Annotated in this window: 12 protein-coding genes; 11 read left to right on the top strand and 1 reads right to left on the bottom strand. The window is 66.6% G+C overall.

Annotated features, from left to right (window positions below; genetic code table 11):
• Positions 1 to 86: 86 nt before the first annotated feature.
• Positions 87 to 986, bottom strand: a complete 900-nt coding sequence (locus tag MKP05_RS02920) for a DMT family transporter (protein ID WP_240566944.1) — start codon at positions 984 to 986, stop codon at positions 87 to 89.
• A 259-nt stretch (positions 987 to 1,245) separates the two neighbouring features.
• Here MKP05_RS02920 and MKP05_RS02915 point away from each other — a divergent pair, with 259 nt between their 5' ends.
• The 11 genes from MKP05_RS02915 to MKP05_RS02865 form a co-directional block, all read left to right on the top strand.
• Positions 1,246 to 2,415, top strand: a complete 1,170-nt coding sequence (locus tag MKP05_RS02915) for a sialidase family protein (RefSeq protein WP_240566943.1) — start codon at positions 1,246 to 1,248, stop codon at positions 2,413 to 2,415.
• On the top strand, positions 2,412 to 3,362 hold the full coding sequence (gene pdxA, locus MKP05_RS02910) for a 4-hydroxythreonine-4-phosphate dehydrogenase PdxA (RefSeq protein ID WP_240566942.1): 951 nt from the start codon (positions 2,412 to 2,414) through the stop codon (positions 3,360 to 3,362). The genes MKP05_RS02915 and pdxA overlap by 4 nt, the downstream gene beginning before the upstream one ends.
• Positions 3,359 to 4,279, top strand: a complete 921-nt coding sequence (locus MKP05_RS02905; RefSeq protein ID WP_240566941.1) for a dihydrodipicolinate synthase family protein — start codon at positions 3,359 to 3,361, stop codon at positions 4,277 to 4,279. Before pdxA ends, MKP05_RS02905 begins: the two co-directional genes overlap by 4 nt.
• Positions 4,276 to 5,400, top strand: a complete 1,125-nt coding sequence (locus MKP05_RS02900; RefSeq protein WP_240566940.1) for an iron-containing alcohol dehydrogenase — start codon at positions 4,276 to 4,278, stop codon at positions 5,398 to 5,400. Before MKP05_RS02905 ends, MKP05_RS02900 begins: the two co-directional genes overlap by 4 nt.
• A gap of 200 nt (positions 5,401 to 5,600) precedes the next feature.
• The gene (locus MKP05_RS02895; RefSeq protein WP_240566939.1) at positions 5,601 to 6,650 is read left to right on the top strand and encodes a four-carbon acid sugar kinase family protein; all 1,050 of its coding nucleotides are present in this window, start codon (positions 5,601 to 5,603) and stop codon (positions 6,648 to 6,650) included.
• Between the two features lie 12 nt (positions 6,651 to 6,662).
• Positions 6,663 to 7,382, top strand: coding sequence for a FadR/GntR family transcriptional regulator (locus MKP05_RS02890; RefSeq protein ID WP_240566938.1), 720 nt, complete (start codon positions 6,663 to 6,665; stop codon positions 7,380 to 7,382).
• A gap of 546 nt (positions 7,383 to 7,928) precedes the next feature.
• Entirely contained in the window at positions 7,929 to 9,704 is a 1,776-nt protein-coding gene (gcl, locus tag MKP05_RS02885; RefSeq protein ID WP_240566937.1) for a glyoxylate carboligase, read from the top strand.
• 159 nt (positions 9,705 to 9,863) lie between these two features.
• The gene (gene hyi, locus MKP05_RS02880; protein WP_110282348.1) at positions 9,864 to 10,643 is read left to right on the top strand and encodes a hydroxypyruvate isomerase; all 780 of its coding nucleotides are present in this window, start codon (positions 9,864 to 9,866) and stop codon (positions 10,641 to 10,643) included.
• 198 nt (positions 10,644 to 10,841) lie between these two features.
• Positions 10,842 to 11,726, top strand: a complete 885-nt coding sequence (locus MKP05_RS02875) for a 2-hydroxy-3-oxopropionate reductase (RefSeq protein WP_240566936.1) — start codon at positions 10,842 to 10,844, stop codon at positions 11,724 to 11,726.
• A gap of 381 nt (positions 11,727 to 12,107) precedes the next feature.
• Positions 12,108 to 13,394 (top strand): glycerate kinase type-2 family protein, encoded by a 1,287-nt coding sequence (locus MKP05_RS02870; RefSeq protein ID WP_240567128.1) that lies wholly within the window; start codon positions 12,108 to 12,110, stop codon positions 13,392 to 13,394.
• Positions 13,391 to 13,724: pyruvate kinase (locus tag MKP05_RS02865; RefSeq protein ID WP_240566935.1), on the top strand; the 334-nt coding region annotated here is incomplete at its 3' end. The genes MKP05_RS02870 and MKP05_RS02865, both read left to right, overlap by 4 nt.

Genomic DNA, 13,724 nt, shown 5'->3' with positions numbered 1-13,724 from the left:
CCCTTTCTCCTGATATTTCGCAGCGTGTTGTTGAGACGGCCCGCGGCGTCGCTGCCTCCGCCGCAAGCGCTGAGCGATATGGCTTACTAGCGATTATTGCGCACGATTCGCACGAGCCGTTCGCCGTTCGATACGACGAGAGCGGAACCCACGATGACCGCGGCGCCGATCCAGGTGGCCGTGTCGGGGATTTCCGAGAACATCACGAAGCCCAGCAGCGCCACCGCCGGAAGGCGCAGGAAGTCGATCGGTGCGACCAGCGATGCGTCCGCCAGGCTGAACGCGCGGGTCATCATCGCCATGTTGATGGCGCCGAGCACGCCCTGAAGGACCAGGAGCCCCAAGACCGCCGGAGACGGCGTGGTCCAGAAGAACACTGCCGGGACTAGCGCGAGCGGCGCCGTGACGATCAGATTCCAGGCGACGAGGGTGTCGGTATTGTCGCGCGCCGACATGGACTTGAGCATCAGTTGCGCCACCGCGACCAGTGCCGCGCCGGCCAGCGCGAAGAGCAAGGCCGGCGACACGGTGCCGGCATCTGGACGCAGCACGATCAGTGCCCCGGCGAAGCCGGCGAGAACGCCGACGATCCGCCCCGGCCCCAGCCGCTCGCCCAGGAAGAGCGCCGCGCCCAGCGTCAGGAAGATGGGGGCGGTGAACATGATCGCCGTCGCATCGGCCAGCGAGGCGGCGGCGAAGGCGGCGTAGAAGGCCACCAGCGACAGCAGCTTCAGCACCGCCCGCACCGCATGGAGCGCACGGTGGTTCGTCGCCAGGAGACGGCGATGGGTCACGATCCAGGGGGCGAAGGCGAGCAGGCCGAAGACGCTGCGGAAGAAGCCGATGACGAAGGGGTGGACCTCGGCCGAGACCAGGCGCACGAGCACGGCGTCGACAGCGCTGAGCGTCGCCGCACCGGCGACCAGCAAGGCGGCGAGTGTCGCGTTGTTCGCTGTGGTGCCATTCCCCGGGCATGTCGCCGGCATCGGGTTTCCTCCTGCCTGTGGAATACCTCCGAACCATGGCTCACCCCTCAAGAAGTTGTCAATCAATAAATGGAATCGCCAATACTGTCTGTTTTTTACTATTTTTAAAATATTGATCTATAAGTATAAAAATCAATATTTATCCTTTGGTCTATAGGTGGTGGCTTCCCGGTTAACTTGACAACATCTTTGATCATGACGATGCTCACCGTCACCGGGCAGCGAGAGTGCCCCAATGACGCATGGAGTGAATGCACGAATGACACCCGACGAAATCGCAGCCCGCATGGACGGAACGCTGGTCGCTCGCCCCGGCGGGATGAAGGCGATCCTGCCGTCATCGGCGGTGCAGAATCATGCCGCTTTCCTTTCCGTTCTTCCCGATGGCGCATTGCTCTGCGCGTGGTTCGGCGGAACGCTCGAAGGCAAGTCGGACATCTCGATCCACGCCTCGGTACTGGCGCCGGGCGCCGATGCCTGGGGGCCTGCGCAACGCCTCACCGACGACCCGGCCCGGTCCGAGCAGAACCCGGTGATCTTCACGTCGCCCGAGGGCGAGATAATGCTGTTCAACACGGCCCAGCCCGCCGGCAACCAGGACGAGGCGCGGGTGATGATGCGCCGACTCGAGTTGGATGGTGGCCACGTCGCCAGTGGCCCATGCCGCGACATCGGCTTGCCGGATGGGACCTTTATCCGCGCCCCCCTGCGCATCCGAGGCGATGGTGCATGGATGCTGCCGCTGTTTCGTTGCAATCCTCGCCCAGGGCAACGCTGGAATGGCAGCCACGACACGGCCGCGATGGCGGTATCGACCGACCGGGGCGACACCTGGACGGTCGAGGACGTGCCGGACTCGCTGGGCGCGGTTCACATGTCACCCGTGCCCCTCGGGGACGACCGGCTGGCCGCCTTCTATCGTCGACGTCAGGCCGATTTCGTGCACCGCTCGGAAAGCGTCGACGGCGGCCATACCTGGACGCCCCCCGTCCCCACCGACGTGCCGAACAACAACTCCTCGATCGGCGTGACGCGACTCGCCGATGGGCGAATCGCCATGGTCTGCAATCCGGTCTCGGCGGCGATGTCCCAGGATCGGCGCGCGTCACTCTATGACGAACTGGGCGAGGACGACGACCGGCCCGACGCCGTGGGCGGCTGCCTGCCGACCTGGGGCGTGCCGCGTGCGCCGCTGACGCTTTGCCTGTCCGAGGACGATGGCCGCAGCTTCCCGCACCGCATCGTCATCGAGGACGCCCCGGGTACCTGTCTTTCCAACAACTCGGTGGACGGCCGCAACAAGGAGCTGTCCTACCCCGTCATCCTGCAGCGGGCCGACGGGCAGGTGGACATCGCCTACACCCTGTATCGGCGGGCCATCAAGCACGTTCGGCTCAGCCTCGATTGGATCAACGGAGCAATCGCATGAACGACATCATCGGCATCACAATGGGCGACCCGGTCGGGGTCGGTCCCGAGATAACGGTCAAGGCACTGGCCGAGATGACACCCGAACAGCGAGCTAAAACGCGCGTCTTCGGCAACCTGGCGACGCTCGAGGCGGCCCAGACGGTGGTCGGCACCTCGCTCGATCTCTCTGGCCTGGTCGAGGATCTGGACGTGCCAGGCGCACCATTACCCTGGGGGCGACTCGACCCTGCGGCCGGCGACGCCGCCTTCCGCTTCATCGAGGCGGCGGTGCGCGCGGCCGAGGCCGGCGCGATCGGCTGCATCGTCACGGCCCCCATCAACAAGGCGGCGCTGAATGCCGCCGGTCACCATTACGATGGCCACACCGGCCTGCTGCGTAGCCTGACGGCGGCGGATTCGGCCTTCATGCTGCTGGCATCCGAACGGCTGGAGGTGATCCACGTCTCCACCCATGTCTCGCTGAAGGAGGCGATCGGTCGCGTCACGCCCGAGCGTGTGCTGGACACGATCCGCGCGGGACACGCGCACCTGCGACGCATCGGGATCGAGACGCCACGGATAGCCGTCGCAGGGCTCAACCCCCATTGCGGCGAGAACGGCCTTTTCGGCAACGAGGACGTGGAACAGATCGGGCCGGCCATCGCCCAGGCACGGGATGAGGGCATCAGCGTCGAGGGCCCCATTTCGGCCGACACGGTCTATTACCGCGCCTATCAGGGCGGCTTCGACCTGGTGATCGCGCAGTACCACGACCAGGGCCATATTCCCATCAAGCTCGTGGCATTCGACACGACCGTCAACGTCACGGTGGGACTGCCGATCGACCGCACATCGGTGGATCACGGCACCGCCTTCGACATCGCCGGTACCGGCAAGGCCAACCACACCAACATGAACGCCGCCATCGCCTATGCGCGCAAACTGGCGGCAGGAAGGTGTCAATGAAGACTCACGACATCAGCGGCGTGTTCTGTGCCGCCGCGACCCCCTTCGCCGAGGACGGCAGCCCGGATCACGCCGCCTTCGCCCATCACTGCCACGCCCTGATCGAGGAGGGCTGCGACGGTATTGCCCTCCTCGGCACGACCGGCGAGGCGAATTCCTTGGGCCTGTGGGAGCGGCAGGACCTCCTCGACCGCGTCATCGAGGCGGGCATCGCCCCATCACGGCTGCTTCCCGGGACTGCACAGACCAGCGTGACGGACACCGTGGCCCTGACTCGCCACGCGGTAGAAACCGGTGTTCGGGCGGTCGTGCTGTTGCCCCCCTTCTATTACAAGGGCGTCAGCGACGAAGGGCTCTTCCGTGCCTACGCCGAGACCATCGACCGGATCGCCGACGACCGGCTGCGGGTGATTCTCTATCACATTCCCCAGATGTCGGGGGTCGCGATCTCGCAGCAGCTCATCGCTCGCTTGCAAGCCGCCTATCCCGGGATCGTGGTCGGGGTGAAGGACAGCTCCGGCGACCTCGACAACATGCGCCGCACCATCGCCGAGTGTCCGGACTGTGCCGTGATGGCCGGGGCCGACCCGTTGATGCTGCCCTTGCTGCAATCGGGAGGCGCCGGTTGCATCACGGCCAGCTCGAACCTGGTCGCGTCGGACCTGAGGGTCGTCTTCGATGGGTGGGAGGATCCCGCGCGAGAGGCAGAGGTCGCGGCGGCGCAAGCGTGCATCAACGCGTGGCGCGAACTGAGCAACGCCTATGTCCAGCTGCCAACCGTCAAGGCGATGCTCGCCCGACGCCGGGGCTTGGACGGCTGGACCCGCGTCCGCCCGCCGTTCGTTGAACTTGACGACGAAGAACGTGCGTCGATCTGGGCGCAGATGGAAGAACTCGAGCATGAGGGGGCAGCATGACCGCAATCGACAACCCGATCACCATTCATCAACCCCAGCAACTGGAAGTCGGCACTGGCGCCGCCGCCCGCCTGGGGGCATGGGCGGCAGGGGCCCGGCGACCGCTGGTCATCGCCGGTGAGCACACGGCGGGCTATGTCGACGCCCTCGAGTTGCCGGGGCAGGTCACCGTCTTCGCCGACATTCCGCCAGAGCCCGACACCACTGCACTCGACCGGGCGATTGCCGTAGCCCGCGATTGCCGACCCGACCTGGTCGTGGGCCTCGGCGGCGGGTCGGTGATGGACATCGCCAAACTGGTCGCCGCACTCTGGGACGGCGAGCAGACGCTCAGGGACGTCGCCGGGCCGAACCGCGTGCAGGGCCGTCGCACCACCCTCGCCCAGGTCGCCACTACGGCCGGCACCGGATCCGAGGCAGGCATTCGTGCACTGGTCACGGATCCTGAGACAAAATCGAAGATCGCGGTGGAAAGCCCGTTCCTGCTGGCCGACTTCGCCGTACTCGATCCCGTGCTCACCTACTCGGTACCGCCCGCCGTGACCGCCGCGAACGGGATCGATGCGATGGCGCATTGTGTCGAAGCATTCACCAACATCAAGGCGCACGACCTGATCGACGGCTATGCGCGGATGGGGATGTCCCTGATCGGAAAGTATCTGCCCCGTGCGGTCGCCGATGGTCAGGATACCGAGGCGCGCGCCGGCATGATCCTCGCCTCGTATTACGGCGGGATCTGCCTCGGCCCGGTGAATACCGCCGCCGGCCACGCGCTCGCCTATCCCCTCGGCACACGGCTCGGCCTGCCGCATGGATTGTCGAATGCCATCATCTTCCCGCACGTGCTTGCCTACAATGTGCCGGTGCGACTCGAGAAGAGCCGCGAAATCGCCAATGCGCTGGGGCTTGACTTCGACGACTCCCCCGAGTCGCTGCTGGCTTCTGCGCATGCCTTCTGCCGTGACCTCGGCGTCGAGATGCGCCTGGCCAAACACGGTGCCCGAGAGCAGGACCTGCCTGGTTGGGCCGAGGAGGCACACGGCATCCGGCGGCTTATGGACAATAACCCACGCGACATGACCGTCGGCGACGCGCTCGAGATATACCGTGCCGCGCTTTAGATCGCAGCGCTTGGCGTCTCACCGGCGGTTGTACACACCCGGCCAAGGGACCTGATGCCCATGCCGCAATCGAGCTGGCCGCAGGGGGTATGCCGATGCCACCTCGGCCAGGGCATCCCCCTGATGGCCGGTCGAGCGAGTCGCCAGGCCAAGCGGTGACGTGCAATCAATCATCAAGCGAATTCCCAAAGAGAGCTGCGATGGCGCCCACGACTGAACTTCCGAGACTGGCGATCGTTGCCGACGATCTGACCGGCGCGCTCGACTCCGGCGCGGCGTTCGCACGATATGGCTTGCGGACCCTTGCCGTGACCTCGCCAGAGGCCATCGATCGCGTATTAGCCGAGGGACGCCCCGAGATCCTGGCCATCTCGACGCAAACGCGCGACGCTTCCCCGGATGAAGCGAGACGGCGGGTAGCGCAGGTAGTGGCGACACTGCCTGCCGGCACCCCCATCTTCAAGAAGGTCGACTCCCGGCTCAAGGGGCCGATCGCCGCCGAGCTTGACGGAATCCCCTTCCACCGGCTCGTCGCCATGCCGGCGATCCCGCTATTCGATCGCGTCGTGCGCAATGGGTGCGTCAGCGGTTTCGGCGTGGACTCGCCGATATCGGTGGCCGCCGCCCTCGGCCACCATGCCAACCGCGCCTGCATTCCCGACATCGTGCATGACGAGGACATGGACCTGTGGCTTGACGCGACCGATCCCGATACCCTGCTGCTCGGCGCGCGCACTCTGGCCGAACGGGTGGCGCGGCGCATGGCCGATCATCGCAACCCGGAGGATGCGCCACTGTCCTTCCCCCCGGCGCTGTGCATTGTCGCAGGGTCGCGGGACATGATCACCCTGGCTCAGATCGAGTCGCTACTGGCAGCGCACCCGGATGCCGTGCATCTTCCGGCACCGAACGGCTGCTTGGTCGCAGCGCCGGGACAACCAGCGCGACTGATGGTGTTGCAGGCCGTTTCAGGGCCCGGTTCGGTCGCGGGCGAGACGGTGGCGGCCAGCCTGGCCGCGTCGTTGGCCCAGCTCGTGGAGCCCGGCGCCGTGACCTTGCTCCTGACGGGTGGCGCGACGGCGGAGGCCGTGTTACAGGCCAACGGTATTCTGGTCATGGAGCTGCTGGGTGAAATTCTTCCCGGGCTTCCAGTCTGTCGCGCCGGGGATATTATAATCATCACTAAATCGGGCGGCTTCGGCGCGAATGACACGCTTGCCAGGGTCGCCGAAATGGTCTGCACGACATAACGGAACAGCCGCATGAGTGATAGACGGGAACCGACTTCGGGACGACGTAGTTTAGGCGAGATGGTCTACGACCATCTGCAGCGTGCGATCAAGTCGGGGTCCTACCAACCCGACGAGCGTCTGCCTACCGAACATGAGCTTGCCGCCGAGTTTCAGGTGTCTCGCCCCATCGTGCGGGACGCGCTCCAGAAGCTTCGCGAGCAAGGACTGATCTATTCTCGGCGCGGCGCGGGCAGCTTCGTACGAAGCCTCGGCCTACGGCAGCCGCTGGGTTTCGGACAGATAGAAAACATTGCCGATCTGGAAGATTGCTATGATTTCCGCCTCAGTGTCGAACCGGAGGCAGCAGCCCGGGCGGCGGAACGGCACAACGCGGAAGACCTCCAGCGCATCAAGTCCGCCCTGGACATGCTGCGTGACGCAACCAACCGTCGCCGGCACCGCGAGGACGCAGACTTCCAGTTTCATCTCGCGATCTCACAGGCGTCGGGAAACCGCTATTACGCGACGGCGATGGAGGCGCTGGAAGACCACATCGCCGTCGGCATGCAGTTTCACGGGCTGTCGCTCAAGACGACGCCCGATGGCCTGCGACATGTGTTTGAAGAGCACCGCGCCATCGCCGAGGCGATCGAGCAACGCCATCCCGAACTGGCGCGTGATCTCATGCGTCAGCACCTGACCGGGTCGCGCGACCGCCTGTTCGAAGGCAAGCGACGCGCGGCAGTCTAGCCGCCCGCCGGAGTTGACCGATCGATCGTCGCAAGAAATACGGATGTCGAGTCAAGTTTATCGATCTGAGGCGCCAGCTGATGGTTTGAGCCTTTGCTCGAGAGGCGTTCGTCACCTTCCATTGTCCCGTGATGCTCGGGGAAGACCAGTTAGGCCAATGGCGTCTCCTGCGCCCGTGTGCGTTGCCCCATCAGCTTCGCCGCTGGCGAGGTGATGACCACCGCCACCTTCGAGGGGGCGTGCCGGGCAGCGGGCGACGCTGAGCTTCGCCGGTATCGGGAAGGTGGAACTGGACCTGAACTGACCCGTCGCAAGGGGCGTCGGGAGGGATAATGCTTTCCGGGCTGACCAATCGGTCAGATTTTTCGCAGGCTAACTAACCCAGGCAATTGATATTGCTTGGGTTTTTTCGTGTCCCAAAAAAGTTATGAAAATATTTTCCAGAAAATGTTGACGCCTCATTCGGGCGGTCCTAGTCTCGTATACAGAAATATTTTCCAATAACAACTCTCCACAAGAACAAGGCCACTCACAGGAGGAATCTCCATGGCTCGCATGACCGCCGCAGAAGCCGCCGTTCACGTGCTCAGGAAGGAGGGCGTCGATGTTGCCTTCGGAGTGCCCGGCGCCGCCATCAACCCCTTCTATGCCGCGATGCGCAAGCTCGGTGGCATCGACCATGTCCTGGCCCGCCACGTCGAGGGTGCCTCGCACATGGCCGAGGGCTATACCCGCACGAAGGCCGGCAACATCGGGGTGTGCATCGGCACCTCCGGCCCCGCCGGCACCGACATGATCACCGGGCTCTATTCCGCCTCGGGCGATTCCATCCCGATCCTCTGCATCACCGGCCAGGCGCCCCGTGCCCGGCTGCACAAGGAGGATTTCCAGGCGGTGGACATCCAGGCCATCGCCGGCCCGGTCACCAAGTGGGCGGTGACCGTGCTGGAGCCGGCCCAGGTGCCGCGGGCCTTCCAGCACGCCTTCCAGCTGATGCGCTCCTCGCGCCCCGGCCCGGTGCTGATCGACCTGCCCATCGACGTGCAGATGAGCGAGATCGAGTTCGACCCCGACACCTACGAGCCACTGCCGGCCTACAAGCCCGCCGCGACCCGGGCCCAGGCCGAGAAGGCGATCGCCATGCTCAACGAGGCCGAGCGGCCGCTGATCGTGGCCGGCGGCGGCATCATCAATGCCGATGCCAGCGAGCTGCTCACCGAATTCGCCGAGCTCACCGGGGTGCCGGTCATCCCGACCCTGATGGGCTGGGGCACCATTCCCGATGACCATCCGCTGATGGCGGGCATGGTCGGCCTGCAGACCTCGCACCGTTACGGCAATGCGACGATGCTGGCCTCGGACTTCGTGATGGGGATCGGGAACCGCTGGGCCAACCGCCACACTGGCTCGGTGGAGACCTATACCCAGGGGCGCAAGTTCGTCCATGTGGATATCGAGCCGACCCAGATCGGCCGGGTCTTCGGCCCCGACTACGGCATCGTGTCCGACGCCAGGGCGGCGCTCGAGTTGTTCGTCGAGGTCGCCCGGGAGATGAAGGCCACCGGCAAGCTGAAGGATCGCAGCGGCTGGGCGGAAGAGTGCCAGGAGCGCAAGCGCACCCTGCTGCGCAAGACCCATTTCGACGAAGTGCCGGTCAAGCCGCAGCGGGTCTACGAGGAGATGAACAAGGTCTTCGGCAAGAACACCCGCTACGTCAGCACCATCGGGCTGTCGCAGATCGCCGGCGCCCAGTTCCTGCACGTCTACCAGCCGCGCCACTGGATCAACTGCGGCCAGGCCGGCCCGCTGGGCTGGACCATTCCGGCGGCGCTGGGGGTACGGCGTGCCGATCCGGACGCCGAGATCGTGGCGCTCTCCGGGGACTACGACTTCCAGTTCATGGTCGAGGAGCTGGCCGCCGGCGCCCAGTTCAAGCTGCCCTACCTCCATGTGCTGGTGAACAACTCCTACCTGGGGTTGATCCGCCAGGCCCAGCGCGGCTTCGACATGGACTACTGCGTGCAGCTGTCGTTCGAGAACGTCAACTGCCCGGAGATCAACGACTACGGCGTCGATCACGTTTCCGTGGTGGAAGGGCTGGGCTGCAAGGCGCTGCGCGTCACCAAGCCCGAGGAGATTGCGCCGGCCTTCGCCGAGGCACGGGACCTGATGCGTCAGTTCCAGGTGCCGGTGGTGGTCGAGATCATCCTCGAACGGGTGACCAACATCGCCATGGGAACCGACCTGGACGGCGTCAACGAGTTCGAGGCCCTGGCCGAGAACGTTGCCGATGCGCCGACCTCCATCGCCGCCCTGACCTGACATGTAAAACGTTGCGAGGGGCGCCGGGGACAGGCCAAAGAGGAGGTCCTGCGCCATGGATGGCGTCGGTAGCGCCCAGGGACGGGTTCACAGCGCCTCCTCGAAGGCCTGTCGCCGGATCGGCCCCGAGTGATAACGCACGACCCAAAGGAGAACGCTATGCCCAAGTTTGCCGCCAACCTCAGCATGCTGTTCACCGAGGAGGACTTCCTCGACCGCTTCGAGGCCGCCGCCGACGCCGGCTTCACGGGGGTGGAATACCTCTTTCCCTATGACTACTCGCCCGCCGAGCTGAAGTCGCGGCTCGACGCCCACGGCCTGACCCAGGTGCTGCACAACCTGCCGGCCGGGGACTGGGCCGCCGGTGAGCGGGGCATCGCCTGCCACCCGGACCGTGTCGAGGAGTTCCGCGCTGGCGTCGACAAGGCGATCGAGTACGCCACGGCGCTGGGCTGCGAGCAGGTCAACTGCCTGGCCGGTATCCAGCCGGAGGGCGTCAGCGACGAGCAGGCCCGCGAGACCCTGATCGACAACCTGCGCTTCGCCGCCGACAGGCTCGAGGCCGCCGGCATCCTGCTGCTCGCCGAGCCCATCAATACCCGCGACATCCCGGGCTTCTTCCTCAACCGCACCGAGCAGGCCCTGGCGATCTTCGACGAGGTGGGAAGCCGAAACCTCAAGCTGCAGTACGACATCTACCATATGCAGATCATGGAAGGGGATCTCGCCCCGACCATCGAGAGGCACCTGGATCGCATCGCCCATGTGCAGCTCGCCGACAACCCCGGCCGCCACGAGCCCGGCACCGGCGAGATCCATTACCCCTTCCTGTTCGCCCACCTGGATCGACTGGGCTACCGGGGCTGGATCGGTTGCGAGTACAAGCCGAAGACCACCACCCGCGAAGGGCTGGGCTGGCTGGACGCGGTGCGCGGCTGAAGACGCTCTGGGGGCTCTCCAGCGCTGGCGGTCCCTTTGGGGTCAGACCCCGGCGGAGAGACTCACTGCCTGAGACGTGCCCCATGACAGGCCCGGCGGCTTGGTTGGGGTCTGACCCCAAAGGGGCCATGCCGCCGGCGTATGCCACGAAAAAGCCGCATCAAGGCGCAACGACAAGCAAGACAGAGGAGAGACATCATGAGCAAGATCGGATTCATTGGCCTGGGCATCATGGGCCGCCCCATGGCGGGGCATCTGCTGGACGCCGGCCACGAGCTGACCACCGTCAAGCGCGGCAAGCTCGACGAGACCCTGGCGTCCAAGGGCATCAAGGAGCTCGACGATCCCCGGGCGGTGGCCGAGGCCAGCGAGGTGGTCATCACCATAGTCCCGGACACCCCCGACGTCGAGCAGGTGCTGTTCGGCGAGGGCGGGGTGGTCGAGGGGCTCAAGCCCGGCACCCTGGTCATCGACATGAGCTCCATCGCCCCGATCGCCACCCGGGAGTTCGCCCGGCGCATCACCGATGCCGGCGGCGAGTACGTCGACGCCCCGGTCTCCGGCGGCGAGGGTGGCGCCATCAACGCGGCCCTGACCATCATGGTCGGCGCCACCGAGGCGGGCTTCGGGCGCGCCCGGCCACTGCTCGAGATCATGGGCAAGACCATCACCCATATCGGCGGCCATGGTGCCGGCCAGACCTGCAAGGTCGCCAACCAGATCGTGGTCGCCCTGACCATCGAGGCCGTGGCCGAGGGCCTGCTGTTCGCCTCGAAGGCCGGCGCCGACGTGGCCAAGGTGCGCGAGTCGCTGCTCGGTGGCTTGGCCCAGTCGAAGATCCTCGACGTCCACGGCGAGCGCATGATCCAGCGCACCTTCGACCCGGGCTTCCGCATCCGCCTGCACCAGAAGGATCTCAACCTGGCGCTGGAAGGGGCGCGCAGCCTCAACCTGGCGCTGCCCGGTACCGCCAATGCCCAGCAGCTGTTCCAGGCCTGCGCGGCCCACGGCGGCGCCGACTGGGATCATGCCGGCATCCTGCGGGCGCTGGAGGCGCTGGCCGACCACGAGGTCGGCTCCTGAGCGGACGCACGCCCTGAGCCATCCTGAGGGCGCGTGGAACAACCGCCCCACGGCAGGTGGTTTCACGGCCGACGAGGTTTTTCGCCGGCCTTCGTGCTTGGTCGGCGAAAGACGGGGGAGGTGACTGCTCCCTGGGGGCAGGCGTCGGGTCGTCGTCTGCCCCGGCCATCGCGAGGTGGCCTTGCCCGGCGGCGGGTTCTTCCTTCCGAAACCCCGCCCGTCGCCGGGTCCTTTTGTCTCCCTCTGCTTTCTACCCCTTTCCTTCCTGTTGCTGCCGGAGGCGGCGAGGAGTACCCGATGTCCGCGATTTCACCCTCCAGGACCCTGGAACCAGCGCCTGGCGAGCCCGAGTCCTGCAGGCCAGAGCTCCTCGGCGACGCGATGGCCCCGCGTGCCTGGCTCAGGCAACTGGCTGACACCGCCGTCGCCGCCGTCCACCCCGATGCCCTGCTGCCCGAGGTCTTGCCCGAACCGCCACCGGGACGCACCGTCGTGGTGGGGGCCGGCAAGGCTGCCGCGGCCATGGCCGCCGCCCTGGAGCGAGCCTGGCAGGAGCGCCAGCCCGCGGCTCCCCTGAGTGGTCTGGTGGTCACGCGCCATGGTCATGGTGTACGGGGCCACGAGGCATCCCGTCGGTGCATCGAGGTGCTGGAAGCCTCGCACCCCATGCCCGACGAACTCGGCGAGCAGGCCGCCAGGCGCATGCTCGAGGCCGTATCCGGGCTCGGCGAGGAGGACCTCGTCATCGCGCTGATCTCCGGCGGTGGCTCGGCGCTGATGAGCCTGCCGGCCCCGGGCATCAGCCTGGCCGAGAAGCAGGCGATCAACCGCGAGCTGCTGCGCTGCGGTGCCCCGATTCGCGAGATCAATACCGTGCGTCGCCACCTCTCGGCGATCAAGGGTGGGCGCCTGGCCGTGGCGGCCCATCCGGCGCGGGTGCTGACCTGGCTGATATCGGATGTCCCCGGTGACGACCCGACCCTGGTCGCCTCCGGACCGACCCTGCCGGATGCCTCGACCCCGGCGGATGCCCTGGCGATTCTCGAGCGCCATGCCATCGCCCTGCCGGATGCCATACGCCACCATCTTCTCGGCGATGACGGCTCCGCGGTGCTGCATGCGCCGGGATTTGCCCGGGACGCCACGCGGGTGCTGGCCCGGGCCCGCGATGCCCTGCAGGCCGCCCGGGCGGCCGCCGAGCGCTGCGGCATCGAGGTGCGGCTGCTGGGTGATGACCTGGAGGGCGAGGCCCGCGAACTCGGCCGTGCCCAGGGGCGGATGGCGCTGGGGGTTCGTGACACCCTCGAACGGCCACTGCTGCTGCTCTCCGGCGGCGAGACCAGCGTCACGGTGCGCGGCGCGGGCCGCGGTGGCCGCAACGTCGAGTATCTGCTGGGGCTCTTCGAGACCCTCAAGGGCGCCGAGGGGATCCACGCGCTCGCCATCGACACCGACGGCATCGATGGCTCCGAGGACAACGCCGGCGCGCTCTTCGGTCCCGGCGACTGGGGCCGTGCAAGGGAGGCGGGTCTTGACCCGATCGCTTACCTGTCACGCAATGATGCCTATACTTTCTTCGAGGCCCTCGACGATCTGATCGTCACCGGGCCGACCTGCACCAACGTCAACGATTTCCGTGCCATCCTGGTCTTGCCGAGGACACCATGACGCTTCCCCCCCACGCCCCCATCCACGATCCCATCCGCCGCACCAAGATCGTCGCCACCCTGGGCCCGGCCAGCGACCGCGACGGCGTGCTGGAGGCGATGATCGGCGCCGGCGTCGATGTGGTGCGCCTCAACTTCTCCCACGGTGCGCCCGACGACCACCGCCGGCGCCTCGTGCGGGTGCGCGAGATCGCCGATCGACTCGGCCGCAGCGTCGCGGCGCTGGGCGACCTGCAGGGGCCCAAGATCCGCATCGCCCGCTTCCGCGACGGCGCCGTGGACCTCGAGGAGGGCCAGCCCTTCATCCTCGACATGGCGCTCGACGGCAACG

The sequence above is a fragment of the Halomonas flagellata genome (assembly GCF_022487945.1).
Classification (GTDB): Bacteria; Pseudomonadota; Gammaproteobacteria; order Pseudomonadales; family Halomonadaceae; genus Halomonas; species Halomonas flagellata.
This window is presented reverse-complemented; position numbering and strand designations above follow the sequence as displayed.